The following is a 14,598-nucleotide window of genomic DNA, read 5'->3' on the forward strand; positions in this document are numbered from 1 at the left end:
TAATCATTGGAGGGGTTTATGTCGAATAATATTTTATTGCTATATCCGCACTCTTTTCCAGAGACGGAAACCTTTAGCTCTTGGTTCGATAGTTATGCGGATCTTCATCCTTTTGATGTCCTTAAACCGCGATTATTCAAAAAAAAATTAGACTCACCGCTTCCCACTCTTCCAGACAATTTAGATAAGTACGCCTATATTTTTCTTGTATATCGATCAGAAAGACGTGGAAAAAACGATGGGGTTTATCAAAAAATAGTCGATCATATTGCGCGACACATTACTCATCACAATTTCTTTATCACAGAAATTACCGCAAAAAAAGAGAGTAGCATAAATTCAAACTTACAATTACACTCACCAAAATGGATCTTCTATTCTATGACTAACCAAGAAATCCTTGATGACATCTCTACGAAAATCGCATTTATGCAATTCTTTGAAGAATTTATTAAAAAAGATGAATATTGTTAATCCCTTTGGCGGTAAAATTTTCTTTAAACCAGAGACAGCCTCTACCATGGAGGATGCCAAGCTCCATTTATCACATGGGGCTATCTTTCTTACGGACAAGCAAACAGAAGGGAAATGTCGTAATCCTCAAGAAACATGGCAAAGTACAAACAAAGATATCACCTTTACGTTATCTCTCCATAAAAGTAAAACGCCTATGCATGCGCCACTTTCGCTACTTATTGGATTAGCCATTGCCCGATTTTTTCAACAGCTCCCCCTGAGCCCAGTAACCATTAAGTGGCCCAATGATATTCTGATTCAAGAAAAAAAAATTTCTGGGATCTTAACGCAAGAATATGAAGGATTTTATCTGGTTGGTATTGGTATAAATATTGAAAAAAAAGATCATATCAATATTTTATTCAAAAAACAGATCTTCCCAGCGGTCGGACTAGAAGAAATTTTCCCGAACCTCACACACACAAAAACAGAGATCATCGATAACCTCTTACAAGAACTACATCAAACGTTGACAATCATTCAATGGCAAGATGCTTTCAATAAATTGCTCTATAAACCAAACCATCCCATCACCTATCAAGTTGGAGATAAATACATAGAGGGAAAGATTTTATCGGTTAATAAAGATGGCGCACTTCTTGTCAAAACATTAGAAGGCACGATTACTCCCCTTTATGCAGGAGAAGTTGTGCGTCGATAAAACGCTAATTGCGACTGTCCATACGATCGATTATCTACACAGAATAAATCGCCAAGTTGCTCCACTAAATCATCTTCTTTGGGGTAATGCAAGGTGAGCGTTCCGCCCTCTCTTAAAAGATTTAAATCGGCAATTTTTTGGATATAGAGATGCTTGTTTTTCATAGGAAAAGGCGGATCTAAGTGGATTAAATCAAAAGAATTAGGCTTAGCAATTTGTGCTAAAAATTGCTCTACGCCCATCAAGTAGAGTTTACTTTCTATGCTATCAACAATCGCTAAATTCTCCATCATAACAGAGCGTTTTTTTCGATCTTTCTCTACCAGCGTAATCTCACTACACCCTCGACTGGCGGCCTCTAAGGCAACGATACCACTCCCAGAGAAGAGATCCAAAAAGGAAAAATTTGTCAAACTGCCATAGTAACTGGTATGAATTGCAAACATCGACTCGCGCATACGATCCATCGCAGGACGAATTTCCCCAGGGGGAACTTTAACCACCCGCGATCGATAGCTACCACCAGTAATACGCACTAGGTTGGCTCTCCTTTATCGCTCTCGATATCGTGCTGATAGACCATCTGATCGGTAAGATCTTGTGCTTGCAAGGTGGTTTTTTCTGGATTTCGCGCTAAATGTTTAGTTGATTTTTGCCACTTGTGCAAGAATACTGCCGAAATCGCGGCAAAGGAGGCAACCAATAATGGACGATTATAAGTCGAACCAATCAAGCGATCCAACTGATCTTCGGTACTTGCCAAGCGCTCTTCGGCACGCATGAGTGCTTCTCGAGCCACTTTTACCTCCTGAAGATCACCCTCATAATGGGCGTAGAGTTGATAATATTGCTCTACCCGCATCTTGCCGGCGCGCATCGCCACCCAATGCCCAAACCACGCCGATAGCCCCGTAATGCCTAAAAAAAGCGTCAAGCCAACCAGAAAAAGGAGAAAGCCTTGATGAAAAATATCCGCCACATGATACAAAAACAACCAGCTAATCACCCCAAATGTTATGGCAAAAATCCCTGCCACCATATAGTTTAAGCGACGCTGTGCCGAAGCATCTTCAAGTTTGGGTAACACATGATGCTGCTTATACTTATCTTCTATCTCAATGCCTTTCGCGACGATGCTCTTCTTCTGCCAAAACATAGGCTCTCCTCTCTTTTTCGCCATTTATACGCGCTTCACCACTAGCTTTGCCGAAAACGTACCAACGACAATATCACTAGCCGAATCCGATACCCCCACCGATAAAGAGTGATTCGTTGCGAGCACCTCTCTCTTAATAAACGCACCAAATTCGGATAAAATCAAGGCAAATTCCGCTTCAATTTCTGCATTTTCGACAACTAGTGTAAAGGTGATACGATCGCTGACGGCAAAATCGGACTCTTTGCGTAAATTTTGGATAGCGCGAATAAGATCGCGCATCATGCCCTCGCGTAAGAGCTCAGGGGTGAGCGTGGTATCCAGCGCAACCGTAAGATGCCCCTCGCTAATCGTCTGCACGTCGGCCTTCGCATGGCGCGTAATCAAGACATCCTCTAGCCCAATTTCGAGATGATTCATCTGCACGCCCGAGAATTCAATGGTTAGGCGCTCGCCGGCAAGCAAGCTAAGAATCGCACGGGTGGGTAACGCCTCAATGGCACTAGCACCCACTTTCATATCCTTGCCCAGCACCTTGCCAAGAATCTTAAAGTTCGCCTTCATGGTGTAATCTACCAAGCGCTCTTCGGCAGACTCCACCACCACGCTCTTCACATTGACTTCTTCTTGTAACACCTCGCTCATCTTGATGAAAGTGGCGCGTTCATCGGCATTACGCGAGACGACATAAAGTTTCGCCAACGGAATACGATTCTTAATATTGGCGCTCGATCGCAACGCATGCGCTAGGCGTACACTCTGCAAGATTAGTGCCATCTGGTCTTCTAACTCTTTATTTAGATAAGAATTGATCACCTTGGGCCATGTTGCAAGGTGTACGCTCATTGGGTCATTCGGGCGCTTGAGATTTTGGTAGATTGCTTCGCTCATAAAAGGTATCAGCGGTGCCATCACCAAGGAGAGGTGGTACAGCGCGTGGTAGAGGCTGGCGTAGGCTTGCTCTTTGTCAAGGTCGCTATCGCTCTTCCAAAAACGACGACGACTACGGCGAATATACCAATTATTCAGTACGTCGACATAATGTTCCAGCTCTTTGATTGCTTGGTGAATATCACCGACATCCATGGCGCTCTCCACCGCCCCAATGAGGCGATGCGTACGGCTAACGATCCAACGATCCAGCTCATGATGAAGCGTCTTGGGGAGGTCGCCCACCTCCATCTTATCGATATTCGCATAGGTTACAAAGAAGGAGTATGCATTCCAGATAGGAAGCATCAGCCCTTTGAGCACATCACGCACACCATCGTCGACAAAGCGTAAGTCAGCCCCCTGCGAGAGCGGACTCGACTGCAGATAGATACGCGTTGCATCCGCACCATAGGTATTGATAATCTCCAGCGGATCAGTGTAGTTCTTCTTGCTCTTACTCATTTTTTGCCCGTCGCTCGCCAAGACCAAGCCAGTTGTGAGGCACATCTTAAAGGCAGGGCGGTCAAAAAGTGCCACCGCCAAGACGGTGAGTGTGTAGAACCAACCGCGCGTCTGATCGATACCCTCCACAATAAAATCGGCGGGCATCAATGCATCGAGCTCTTGCTTCTCGCCAAAAGGATAGTGATGTTGCGCCAAAGGCATCGCGCCAGACTCAAACCAGCAATCGAAAACTTCGGGGATACGGTGCATGATGCCACCACAGCCACAACTCCACGTTACTTCGTCGATAATATGCTTATGGAGATCGTCAGGGCGCGCACCACTCTTTTGCTCCAGTTCATCGCGAGAGCCAATCACCTCGATCGCCTTACAGCTATCGCATCGCCAGACAGGAATGGGATTGCCCCAATAGCGATTACGGCTAATCGCCCAGTCGCGCGCATTCTCCAGCCAGCGACCAAAGCGCCCTGCCTTAATATGCCCCGGAATCCACGTAATCTGCTCGTTAGCAGCCAACATACGGGGGATAATCTTCGGCACGTCGATAAACCAACTGCCAATCGCGCGGTAAATCAACGGCGATTCACATCGCCAACAGTGCGGATAGTTGTGCAGATAAGGCTCTTGCTTCACTAACTTCCCCTCGCCCTTGAGTTGACGCAAAATATCTTTATCGCAATCCTTTACATAACGACCCACATAATCAGCGATTTCGGCGGTATATCTGCCCTCATCATCTACCGGACAGATGGTCGGTAAGCCCGTGTGCTTCAACGTGAGATAGTCATCCTCACCAAACCCGTTGGCAGTGTGCACGATTCCCGTGCCGTCGCCTTCACCCACGTAATCGGCGGGATAGACCTGAAACGCACCACGTGTAGCTAAGTCGGCAAAGTAGGGAAAGAGCGGTTGATAGCGCTTGCCCATCAGCTCTTTTCCTTGGTAGGTACCAAGAATTTGATATGCTTGAGGCTCTTTGAAATAGCTCTCCAAACGCGCTTGCGCCAGATAAACCTGCTCTCCGCTCGCGAGAATACGAATTTTTACATAGGTTAACTCAGGCCCCACGGCAAGTGCAAGGTTACTAGGTAGCGTCCAAGGTGTGGTCGTCCAGGCATAGAAAAAGGTCTGCTCTTCATCGACAAGGGCAAAGCGCACCGTACCAGTCATATCGCTAACCTCTTTGTAGCCACCCAAGTTGAGCTCATGATTACTCAACGGGGTGCTACAGCGTGGGCAGTATGGCAAGATATACGATCCCTCTTTAACCAAATCTTTATGATAGAGCTCTTTAAAGACCCACCAGACGCTCTCCATAAATTGTGGACTCATGGTTTTGTAGTCATTTTCAAAGTCTACCCAGCGCCCCAGACGATTAATATACTCTTGCCACTGGCTGGAATAGCGCATTACGATGGAGGAACACGCCTGATTAAACTGGGGCACACCATAAGCTTCGATCTGGCTCTTACCCGAGACACCTAGCTCCTTCTCCATCTCGTACTCGATGGGCAGACCGTGGCAATCCCAACCAAAGCGACGCTCCACATGAAAACCCTGCATCGTTTTATAGCGCGGAAAGGTATCCTTAAGAGCGCTCTGAATCAAGTGTCCATAATGGGGTAATCCCGTGGCAAAAGGCGGCCCGTCGTATTGAATGAAAGGCTTACCGGTCTTGGTCTGCTCCAGCGAACGAGCAAAGATCTGCTCTGCTTGCCAAAACGCTAAAATGCTCTCTTCCAGCTTGGGAAAATTGGTCTTGGGGTCTACCGGCTTATACATAGATGTATCCTCTCACTCTGAATAATTTACCATTTTATCGCATAAATATGCAAAATTTTCGCATAAATTTCGCGCTTACTGTGATCTATTCTAGCCGAAAAAGCCACTTATGGCAAGACTCTTTCGGCAAAAATTCATCTTTTCGTCTTAGATATTAGAAGACGAACTAGGCAGTGGCCGAACTCTTTTTGCGAAGAAAGAGAATGAGCACCACGAAAGAGCCAATAATGCCTGCGCTTACCGAAATGTTCCAAGGAAGTCTGAAGCCTTCGGGGGCGTAGAGAATGTAACTGATAACGACATTGGTCATGAACAAAGCACCAAGGAGTGTCCACCAGAGAATTTTGCCTTTGACCTGCTTAAAGTAGGCAGTAATCGTCCAGAGCGTGAGCGTGGCAAGCAGTTGGTTGGAGAAGGCGAAGTAGCGCCAAATGATCGCAAAGTCAACATTAGTGAGGATAATAACAATCGCCGAGAGGGGAATCGTTAAGATGAGGCGATTACGCACACTCGTTTGCGAGAAGGTCAAGCTATCGGCTACGGAGAGACGCGTAGCTCTTAAGGCCGAGTCGGCAGAGGTGATGGGCGCCACCACAACGCTGATAATCGCCAAGAGTACACCCATGCTCCCCAGCCAATTCTCCCCAATCAATAAGACAATCACCGCGGGATCCCCTTGGTTTGCTTGCATGATATCGCGCAACCCCTCGATGCTCCCCATAAACGTCATGGCAGCGGCTGCCCAGATCAACGCAACTAGCGATTCAGCAATCATTGCACCGTAAAAAATCGTGCGCCCATCCCGTTCCTTATTAATACAACGCGCCATTAACGGCGATTGCGTAGCGTGAAACCCCGAAACTGCTCCACAAGCGATGGTTACAAAGAGCATAGGCCAGATGGTTGTTTTGGGATTATAGTGAAAATTTTGTAGCGAAAACGGCGGAAGATTCTGCGCCTCTCCCTTAAAAAGAAGGATAAAGAGCAAAGCCACAGGCATAAGAATAAAAGCCACTCCAAAGATAGGCGTAACGCGCCCCATCACTTTATGGATTGGAAATATCGCTGCAGCCAGCACATAACCAAAGATGATCATCAACCAAAATGCTGATTGTGAGAGAATCGGTACTTCGCTAAATCGCGTTGAGAGAATAGTAGAGGGCCCTTTGACAAAGACGGTTGTTAAAAAAATCAACAACATGATAGTAAAAAAGCGAATCAGCCATAAACTCGACTTACCCAAATAGCGCCCCGCAATTTCGGTAAAACTACTGCCATTATGACGCAAGGAGATCATTGCCGAGAAGTAGTCGTGCGCACCACCAACGAGCAATCCACCCAAAACAATCCAGAGAAACGCCACCGGGCCAAAGAGTGCGCCTGAAATCGCCCCGTAAATAGGCCCTAGTCCGGCGATGTTGATAAATTGAATCAAAAAGATACGCCACTTGGGTAACTCCACAAAGTCCACGCCATCTTTAAGGCGAATCGAGGGCGTAACAATGCTGTCGTCCTCACCAAACGTGCGCGCAGCAATTCGGCTAAGCAGAGGATACCCCACTGCCAATAAAAGAATGGCAAGTATAAAATAGATCATGATAGACTCCTTATATATTATATCTTGCATGATACCACAAATGATTCAATTTTGTCAATATTTAGATATAAGATAGATTAAACAATACGCATCCGCCCTTTGTAGCAAAATGTTTAGCTTATCTTGATCTCACAAAAACTACCCGTTGTGCTATTTGCTTGATTATGCTATAATACTATTTATGATGAAGATAAGAGAGTTGCTCATGATGTTGGCTATGCTCTTAATAGGCGCAACACAAATCCATGCTTTTAATGACAACGGATACGTTTACGCAGGGGTTAGATTGGGGATAGGCATTGGCTTTGCCCAGCAAGATCTCCAATTTGACCAAGAGCAAGTAACAGTAAAGAAAAATGCCATACCCACCTTTAGCGGAGGCTTTACCTTTGGCTTTCAATTCTTTATCTCTGATAACATGTTTGAACCAATCAGTATTGGCGTGAGGCTAAATGGACACTTTTCGCTTTTTAACAAGATAAAAAACGAGATAGATAACGGAGAGTCGCTTGAGGTGCGCTGGCAAGAGTATACCCTCGACCTAATGGCACATATCGACTTTACTCTCGGCTCACTAGGTATTGGTGTCGGCGCGCTCTTCAATACCGCTCCCCAAATGCAACACTACCAGCAAGGCGTACTCACTAGCTATCGTGGGAAAGGTTCAATTCAGCCCATTATTACGTGGGAGGTTACCGTTCTACCGATCATCAACCTGATTATTCGTGGCTACATCAACCCGATGGCGTGGCATCTCCCTCGCGATCAAATGGCATCTAAATTCCAGATTAGCTTTTTAATCGGTCTTAATAGTATTAATCCCATATTTGGTGCCTAAGGAGTCTCTCATATGAAGAATATTCATCGCATCATTAGCTTATTGATATGGCTTTGGTTGCCAAACCTTGGACATGCCGTAGAGATAACCCACCGTGTGGGGCTCAACTTGGGGGTAGATTTTGGCTTTAGTCATGGCACAGTAGAACATAATCAGCACGCTAGCGATATTTATAACCACGGTATTCCACCGCGTTTTGGTGGCAATCTCTTTTACGATCTTAAATTTCCCCTCTTTCCCGATAGCGTAGGAGCAGGATTCACTGGCATATCGATCGGCATTAACACCAACATGAGTACCCTCGCTCGCGCTAACTATCAAGTGTATCAACTGCGATGGCAAGAGTTTGGCGTCGATTTAGTCTCAAAAATCTTTGCTTATAAAGACATCTTCTTTATAGGGGCGGGTATCGGCATTCGGCTAGATACCCCGCAAACGCTCTATCATCAAAAAGAGGCGTTAGGGCAAGTCAACACCACGCGTGGCCACCTCGTAGCCAGCTGGCAGGCAGGCGTAACCCTCCCTTTTGAACTCTTTTATTGGGATAATGAACAGACCAAATACTTCTATTTTGAATTTGCCTTGCAAGGAGCATTTCACCTCATGCCCCTCACCAAACATGGCACCGGAGCTACCACCATGCACCGGGTAGGCATTACCCTTGGCGTTACTTGGCAAAACAACGGTTTTTGATTTTAATCATTTTTATATTCATAAATAAGGAGCATATCATGCTTAGAATGAAAACATTATTTATTGTCACTCTCTCTTTCTTAGCTTTTTTTACCGCATCTGCTAGTCAGATTAAAGAACGTAAGGTTGATAAAACAGCGGAACGTTATCTGGAAATTGCGCACTTTAGCCATAACGGAGCAAAGAAATCACAGAATTTTACACTTTTCATCGCAAAAAATGAAGCAGAATCTGCTATTTATTGGCTGGAGATTCTCCATGAGGTAACCTATAAGGATCGTAAAAAGCTAACCCCAGACGAACAACATAAGGCTACGCCTCAACTTAAACATATTGCATTAGGATCTCTTCTCATTCAACTAAAAGATCATACTCCGATTATCAACTCTAAGGTGAAAAAAAATAGTGTAACCACTACGATCCGCATTATGCTTACGAGCGAGCAAGTCACCAAACTGAAAGAAAGCAAAGAGTGGCAGGGAGAAATATTTACCGTCGATTTTGATAATTATATGTTAACAATGCAACCACAATCAATCGTGCAGACGAACTTACACAATCTATAATGAGGTATAATTATCCTTAAAGATATGAAGCATCAAGCAAGATAGGCTCTACGTTTTTGCCAGGTCTCCTCCGCTAGTCTCTCTACCGCGTAGGGCCAGTAGGCTTCGGGATAAGTTATCGTGATGGTTTTGGCGCGTTGTAAGGCGTGGGCTTGCTCGTTGTTCAGGGCATAAAGCAGATCTAAGTGGACTTCTTGCCTCTGATCTTTTTCTTGCGGATGAAAGCCTTGTTGCTTAGCGATAAGATGCATTTGCACGCCATCCACCCCGATCAACAAGGGCGAAGAGAGCATCTCTCCACGCGCCAACACCGGTAAACTAAAGAGTAGCCACGCACGCGACTTGCTCTGCAGTAACGTAATATCATCGGTAAGTATAGTAAGACGCATGCGCTTAGCGTCCGCCCCCAGCTCACGATGATCGGTGATTTTCGCCATAATCTTCTTGCGCTTATCGGCTTTTCTACCCCAAGCAATCAGTAAAGAGAGTCCCGGTAAAAAGAGCAACTTTGAGTTGGCAATATAAGAAAATTTCATCAAAATAAAGAGGAAAATCGCAACGACAAGTGCCACATTCGCATACATTTTTGTCTTAAAATAGCGCGTGCGAGGTAACAAAAACGGATCTTTTTTTGCATAAAATTGCATCGATGCGGGGGTAAGTGTAGGATGGGCAACCGCTAAGTGCTTCTCTTTAGCTAGGGCTTGCACCTGCTCGAGGCTAATAGGTGCGAATGCCGTAAGTTGACTTATCCCCATTCCCTTATGTCGTGGGCGGATCTGAAGGCTCCTATCAAAAAGAAATGTCTGCCACTGCCCAGCCAATTTAAGCTGGATATCGTGTAAGGCAAATTCCTTAGCATCAAAAAGATCGTGGCTATACTGCAACCAATACCTACCCCCTAGCTCCTCGCGCACCAAGTAGAGATCGCTCGCCAACCGCGTAAGCGTTACCTTGCGTTTTTCCCCTTCTATCTTGATGCGTGCCTTGCGGTGCAGACTCATAATACTACGGTAGCGCGGAATGCTAAGGCGTAACATAAGAATCGTCATAAAGAGAAAGAAAAAAATACTCATATAGATAAAGAACCGCGAGGCTGATGCATCGCTAAATCCAATCCAAGCGAAGGTAATGCTCGGAACCAATATCGCTAACGGGGCGATCAAAAAGAGCGGAATCAAAACCTGTTTAAAATCACTCTGTTGTTTGGCATCTAGGTGTTTGGGGCGCATGGCATCTCCTATTTTTCTATGGTTAACTTACGTACTCTCTTCAGGCTAAGTAATAGCGAGAGGAGAATCAATAACGAAAATATGCTATCTACTCTGGATGGCACAAGAAATAGCGAGGCGTATAAAATAAGCGCGTATATTACCAACGTACCAAAGGGAAATACTTTAGGCTTAAATAGATAGCTTACAACAGTAGTCAGCACGGTCGATAGGAGCAGAATCCATAGCGGGATAAACAAAAGAATGAAGCCTGCCATGGGTGTGCCGTAATCAAGCTCTGGTACGTCATCAGCTAGAACAGGCGCGCGATTAAGATGCTCAAGCCACTCCCCAAACCAAGGAGCTAAAAGCTTTGTCCAGTAACCAACATGCCCAAGCTGAAGAAGCAAGGCAAGGAGCAACACGCGATCTCGAATAACTATCATAAAGTCATTATCGACAAAACACTCAACATGCTAACATTACTCACCGACAAGGAGGGAGTAGAGTCAAACATTAAAAGTAATTTCTACCGAATTTGTGTTTATTGCTTCTACTTTGGAAATCATCGCATTTCTAAAGGTTTGCTCTGAAGTCTTTAGCCCAGTAGAATCAAATATAGTTAAGATCAAATTAAAGCTTTTTCCACTTGCTTTATAGCTAGATAAAGATCCTACTGTAGCTTGAAAAATTTTTGATAAATCTATGTAACCAGTTAATTGATTACTAACTATCCCATGACAATTCTCCAGCTCAAATGGGGGAAAATTATTGATAGTTATTTCATATTTTTCAGACATACTATCACTCCTTGTATTCAAAATAAATAATAATTAATAAAATATCAAGCCATTATTCTAAACCTTAAGGGGTTATTTACTTTTTGGCAGATGTAGAAGATTATCTGCTTGCTCAGCCAGCCCCATGATTTTCCAGCGCTCTTCCATAAAAGCTAATAACGATTCACCGCGCGCTTTAATGGTCTCTAGCGACCAATCATCGGGGTAGAGTCTTGCCACCTCTTGGACACTTAGGGTATCGTCTTGATAAATCTTTACTTTTCCGCTATAAGATTTATTACTCGCCTTACTATTATCTTGAATGAGTGCCAAATTACCAAGCGAGTGGGTAATATTCTGAATCTGCTCTCCCGAATAGATTGCTAGCTGAATCTCCCAATCGGTCTTCTCGATAGTTTGGGGTAAAATATGCTCAATACTCTTTTTCTTAGAGTCGTTGTTTACCTTTTCCTCTTCGGTATCTGAAGATGCCTCCTCCACCTCTTGCCATAGTAAGGGGCTAACCTTACCACTTTTTTGCGCTAAATGACACTCATATTCATATAAAAAGTAGCGAATCATTCGCCATCCATAAAAACCTCGCTTATTCTTAAATAACCCATCGATGGTATTTTTGAACATTTCTGGATTTTGATGTAAATATTGTTCAGTCTCTGCTTGCTTTCGTTCTGCCATAGCGATAAAGGCACACTCTTTCCATCCCTCACGATAAGATGATGGATACTGGCTATATCGATGTAGACGATAAGCATAACGCATCGCCCAATCATATGTGATTTTTTTAGAATCAAAGCTTTTTTGGACAAAGATCCAGCGCTCTAGTTGCACTAAAAAAGCATAAAGCTCCTGCTTTGTACTGGGTGCATTTCCTTCTGTTGCCATTTCCTCAATAGAGACCGCCAGCAGTGCTAATAAATCGGCATCACGAGTTAAACGCGTTAATGCTTCTATATAACGCCATGATCGTTCCTCTAATTGAATATGCTTAAAGTGGTTATTTTTGATCAATACAGGCTTCTTTAATAAGACCCAGTAGCTTATCCAGCCAGATAAACTTTGACAATATTGGGCAATAAATGGTGCATTCACATGATCGTGATGTAGGAGATTGAGGGGAAAAATATCCTTTAATAAGATTTCATGCCAATCAGGTTCTTTTGCATTCCCGTTTTTATCTGTATACTTCTTTAAGAATTTTACAACAAAATTTTCCCGATGATCTTGCTGATTACCAAAATAAACGTGAAAGTGATCCTTCAGATACGCCTCATCATAGTCATCCTTACATCTATCTAACTGATCTAAATAAAAATAAATCTGTTGCCATGCAACATGGATCTGCTCTTCAAGATTCTCGTTAGTTTCAGCCATTTTGGTAGAGAGGTAGATTAAACGACTTTTTAATAACTCTAGATGACTAAGTGGTTTACCTCGATTATTGATCGATTCAAAGAGGGTGTGTACATCTTGACTTTTATCTACCAAAAAGAGATTAAAGGTTAAGCTATGAAGAAGTTTATCGAGTAACATTGCTTCAGAAATCTCCATATCTGCTATTTTCTGTATAAAAAATGTCTTGGCATCCTCGATGTTACGAGTATACAGATTAGACTCGGTTACACTAATTACTTGATTCCCCAAAATTGTATGATGCCACACTTCATGTAACGCTTGCGTGGTAGTATGAAGTGCGTAATCAAAAACAGCTAATCCAGCCTCTACTTCTAGGTAGCGTCGCCTTAATGCGCTGTCATCTTTAACCAAGAGACTCACTAACAATAATATGGTCGTTAAGCGTTGCTGGCCATCTACCACATAATAACATGTATACTCGGGATCCTTGGCTAACCAAGCTTGCTCATGATGAGTAAGGGTATCACTCGATTCTTGGGTGAGCGTGAGTAATCCGGTATAATGCGTTTTATCAGAGGGAGTAAAGCAGAGATCATCCCATAAATCTTGCCACTGCTCTTCTGTCCAAGCATAGCCTCGCTGATAACTGGGAATACGAAAGATAGTTTTACTATCAAAAATATTAGCTAATTTGGTGAGTCTTTGTCGTATAATCTTCATGCTACCCCTCCTACTGGGTATCTATCCTCTTGGTTGGAGAGGTAAATCTTAAAAATGCTCCTGATAACCAACCTCAATGAGATAGGTAACATAAGCTTCACGGCTAACCATTTCCAAGGTTTGGCTATCCTCATCTTTAAAAAATGCACTAGATTGCAACTCTTGCTGATAGGTGTTCATCTTTTGCGTAGCAAGAATACGTGCTTTAAATCGCACCTCACGCTTATCAAGATAAGCGAGATCGGTTACAGAAAATGGTAGTTCATATTTATCGGCAAATTGTTTGGCTAAATCATTAAGGAGACTTTCCTTGCTAATAAAATTAAGATGATTCTCCCCCAAGATCTCTTCCAATGGTAACGGCTCTACTAGGAGTAACTTTTCTCGAATATTATCAATATTAAACATAAACCCCTCCTTGAAGATAGCGATGATAGCTCGATTCAATGAGATAAGTGGCATAAACCTGCGGATTTGCTTTTAGCTGATAAGCTTGGGCAATTTCGTTACACTTCTGTAATGCAGACTCTTCCTCTTTCCACTTGTACTTAAATTTATTAATTTCGACTGCCTGCCAACCGTAAGCAAGCCACTCTACATTACGCAACTGATGATGATAGTGAAGAAGTTTTTGCGTAGCAAGGATACGTGCTTTAAACCGTGCATCGCGATGAATCGTAGAAGCGTTATCTTGTGCATTTAGAGGCACTTCGTACTCGGGGGCGAAGGTGGTTACTAAAAAATCCTCAAACAGTGCTATCTCCCCTTTTTTAAGCTTTTTAATCGGATCAGTATGTTTATCATTTATAAGATAAGTAGCAAGATCATTACTTGTCCAGTTGATATCTCTTAATAAATCCTTAGGAAAGTGTGGCTCTTGGCTAAGATAATTTCTGACAAAGGTATTCATTAAATACCACTTTCGCCAAGCAAAGATCTCGACACTCTGCCAACGCTCCACACGTGCCATAATAAAATCTTCGCCTCGCTTCTTAATCGCCTCTTGAAGAAGACTTTTAATATATTCCTCTGCCTTATTCTCGGGTTGCCATGCGGTTACCACATCACTAAAAGAGCGTGATTCATCGATCACCTTCCGAAAAAGCTCGGTGGCGATCGCTAAAAAATCTAAATAATCCTTGGCTTTTAGCTCTGATTTACTATAAGATATCGCAAAAATCTCCCAAAGCCAAACCGCCAACACCTCGGCATGGTGCAAGGATGGATAGCGTTTACGAAGCATCGCCTCCCAATCAAGAGGCTCTATTTGGCGTAGTGTGTGTATGAGATGCTCTAGCTTGGACATA

Annotated in this window: 15 protein-coding genes; 5 read left to right on the forward strand and 10 right to left on the reverse strand. The window is 43.6% G+C overall.

What is annotated here, in order from left to right:
* Nucleotides 1-18: 18 nt before the first annotated feature.
* Nucleotides 19-474 (forward strand): hypothetical protein, encoded by a 456-nt coding sequence (locus PVA46_RS04585; RefSeq protein WP_167695580.1) that lies wholly within the window; start codon nucleotides 19-21, stop codon nucleotides 472-474.
* Entirely contained in the window at nucleotides 461-1,177 is a 717-nt protein-coding gene (locus PVA46_RS04590; protein WP_167695581.1) for a biotin--[acetyl-CoA-carboxylase] ligase, read from the forward strand. Before PVA46_RS04585 ends, PVA46_RS04590 begins: the two co-directional genes overlap by 14 nt.
* Here PVA46_RS04590 and rsmD read toward each other — a convergent pair.
* The 4 genes from rsmD to PVA46_RS04610 form a co-directional block, all read right to left on the reverse strand.
* Entirely contained in the window at nucleotides 1,150-1,713 is a 564-nt protein-coding gene (gene rsmD, locus PVA46_RS04595; RefSeq protein WP_167695582.1) for a 16S rRNA (guanine(966)-N(2))-methyltransferase RsmD, read from the reverse strand. The genes PVA46_RS04590 and rsmD overlap by 28 nt on opposite strands.
* The gene (locus PVA46_RS04600; protein WP_167695583.1) at nucleotides 1,713-2,333 is read right to left on the reverse strand and encodes a hypothetical protein; all 621 of its coding nucleotides are present in this window, start codon (nucleotides 2,331-2,333) and stop codon (nucleotides 1,713-1,715) included. Before PVA46_RS04600 ends, rsmD begins: the two co-directional genes overlap by 1 nt.
* 24 nt (nucleotides 2,334-2,357) lie before the next feature.
* Complete coding sequence (gene ileS / locus PVA46_RS04605) at nucleotides 2,358-5,513, reverse strand: isoleucine--tRNA ligase (protein ID WP_167695584.1); 3,156 nt, start codon at nucleotides 5,511-5,513, stop codon at nucleotides 2,358-2,360.
* Nucleotides 5,514-5,679: 166 nt separating this feature from the next.
* Nucleotides 5,680-7,110, reverse strand: coding sequence for a carbon starvation CstA family protein (locus tag PVA46_RS04610; protein ID WP_167695585.1), 1,431 nt, complete (start codon nucleotides 7,108-7,110; stop codon nucleotides 5,680-5,682).
* A gap of 181 nt (nucleotides 7,111-7,291) precedes the next feature.
* Here PVA46_RS04610 and PVA46_RS04615 point away from each other — a divergent pair, with 181 nt between their 5' ends.
* The 3 genes from PVA46_RS04615 to PVA46_RS04625 are packed head-to-tail and all read left to right on the forward strand — an operon-like array spanning nucleotide 7,292 to nucleotide 9,207.
* Nucleotides 7,292-7,948, forward strand: coding sequence for a hypothetical protein (locus PVA46_RS04615; RefSeq protein ID WP_167695586.1), 657 nt, complete (start codon nucleotides 7,292-7,294; stop codon nucleotides 7,946-7,948).
* 12 nt (nucleotides 7,949-7,960) lie between these two features.
* Nucleotides 7,961-8,641 (forward strand): hypothetical protein, encoded by a 681-nt coding sequence (locus PVA46_RS04620; RefSeq protein WP_167695587.1) that lies wholly within the window; start codon nucleotides 7,961-7,963, stop codon nucleotides 8,639-8,641.
* A gap of 38 nt (nucleotides 8,642-8,679) precedes the next feature.
* The gene (locus PVA46_RS04625) at nucleotides 8,680-9,207 is read left to right on the forward strand and encodes a hypothetical protein (RefSeq protein ID WP_167695588.1); all 528 of its coding nucleotides are present in this window, start codon (nucleotides 8,680-8,682) and stop codon (nucleotides 9,205-9,207) included.
* Between the two features lie 32 nt (nucleotides 9,208-9,239).
* Here PVA46_RS04625 and PVA46_RS04630 read toward each other — a convergent pair whose 3' ends face one another.
* The 6 genes from PVA46_RS04630 to PVA46_RS04655 all read right to left on the reverse strand — a co-directional run bounded on the left by PVA46_RS04630 (nucleotide 9,240) and on the right by PVA46_RS04655 (nucleotide 14,597).
* The gene (locus PVA46_RS04630) at nucleotides 9,240-10,439 is read right to left on the reverse strand and encodes a hypothetical protein (protein WP_167695589.1); all 1,200 of its coding nucleotides are present in this window, start codon (nucleotides 10,437-10,439) and stop codon (nucleotides 9,240-9,242) included.
* 8 nt (nucleotides 10,440-10,447) lie between these two features.
* Nucleotides 10,448-10,864 carry a hypothetical protein gene (locus PVA46_RS04635; RefSeq protein WP_167695590.1) on the reverse strand — a complete coding sequence of 139 codons (417 nt, stop codon included), beginning with the start codon at nucleotides 10,862-10,864 and terminating at the stop codon, nucleotides 10,448-10,450.
* 63 nt (nucleotides 10,865-10,927) lie between these two features.
* Nucleotides 10,928-11,218, reverse strand: a complete 291-nt coding sequence (locus PVA46_RS04640; protein WP_167695591.1) for a hypothetical protein — start codon at nucleotides 11,216-11,218, stop codon at nucleotides 10,928-10,930.
* A gap of 72 nt (nucleotides 11,219-11,290) precedes the next feature.
* Nucleotides 11,291-13,291, reverse strand: a complete 2,001-nt coding sequence (locus tag PVA46_RS04645) for a DUF262 domain-containing protein (protein ID WP_167695592.1) — start codon at nucleotides 13,289-13,291, stop codon at nucleotides 11,291-11,293.
* Nucleotides 13,292-13,339: 48 nt separating this feature from the next.
* Entirely contained in the window at nucleotides 13,340-13,699 is a 360-nt protein-coding gene (locus tag PVA46_RS04650) for a hypothetical protein (RefSeq protein WP_167695593.1), read from the reverse strand.
* Nucleotides 13,692-14,597: a hypothetical protein gene (locus PVA46_RS04655; protein WP_167695594.1), complete on the reverse strand. Its 906-nt coding sequence runs from the start codon at nucleotides 14,595-14,597 to the stop codon at nucleotides 13,692-13,694. The genes PVA46_RS04650 and PVA46_RS04655 overlap by 8 nt, the downstream gene beginning before the upstream one ends.
* Between the last annotated feature and the right edge of the window lies 1 nt (nucleotide 14,598).

This window comes from Entomospira culicis, from assembly GCF_028748145.1.
Lineage (GTDB): Bacteria > Spirochaetota > Spirochaetia > WRBN01 > WRBN01 > Entomospira > Entomospira culicis.

What these genes read in the sequence shown, in the direction of transcription:
- PVA46_RS04585 (WP_167695580.1), top strand. Translation starts at nt 19, where the DNA reads ATGTCGAATAATATTTTATTGCTATATCCGCACTCTTTTCCAGAGACG.
- PVA46_RS04590 (WP_167695581.1), top strand. Translation starts at nt 461, where the DNA reads ATGAATATTGTTAATCCCTTTGGCGGTAAAATTTTCTTTAAACCAGAG.
- PVA46_RS04600 (WP_167695583.1), bottom strand. Translation starts at nt 2,333, where the DNA reads ATGTTTTGGCAGAAGAAGAGCATCGTCGCGAAAGGCATTGAGATAGAA.
- ileS (WP_167695584.1), bottom strand. Translation starts at nt 5,513, where the DNA reads ATGTATAAGCCGGTAGACCCCAAGACCAATTTTCCCAAGCTGGAAGAG.
- PVA46_RS04610 (WP_167695585.1), bottom strand. Translation starts at nt 7,110, where the DNA reads ATGATCTATTTTATACTTGCCATTCTTTTATTGGCAGTGGGGTATCCT.
- PVA46_RS04615 (WP_167695586.1), top strand. Translation starts at nt 7,292, where the DNA reads ATGATGAAGATAAGAGAGTTGCTCATGATGTTGGCTATGCTCTTAATA.
- PVA46_RS04620 (WP_167695587.1), top strand. Translation starts at nt 7,961, where the DNA reads ATGAAGAATATTCATCGCATCATTAGCTTATTGATATGGCTTTGGTTG.
- PVA46_RS04625 (WP_167695588.1), top strand. Translation starts at nt 8,680, where the DNA reads ATGCTTAGAATGAAAACATTATTTATTGTCACTCTCTCTTTCTTAGCT.
- PVA46_RS04630 (WP_167695589.1), bottom strand. Translation starts at nt 10,439, where the DNA reads ATGCGCCCCAAACACCTAGATGCCAAACAACAGAGTGATTTTAAACAG.
- PVA46_RS04635 (WP_167695590.1), bottom strand. Translation starts at nt 10,864, where the DNA reads ATGATAGTTATTCGAGATCGCGTGTTGCTCCTTGCCTTGCTTCTTCAG.
- PVA46_RS04640 (WP_167695591.1), bottom strand. Translation starts at nt 11,218, where the DNA reads ATGTCTGAAAAATATGAAATAACTATCAATAATTTTCCCCCATTTGAG.
- PVA46_RS04645 (WP_167695592.1), bottom strand. Translation starts at nt 13,291, where the DNA reads ATGAAGATTATACGACAAAGACTCACCAAATTAGCTAATATTTTTGAT.
- PVA46_RS04650 (WP_167695593.1), bottom strand. Translation starts at nt 13,699, where the DNA reads ATGTTTAATATTGATAATATTCGAGAAAAGTTACTCCTAGTAGAGCCG.
- PVA46_RS04655 (WP_167695594.1), bottom strand. Translation starts at nt 14,597, where the DNA reads ATGTCCAAGCTAGAGCATCTCATACACACACTACGCCAAATAGAGCCT.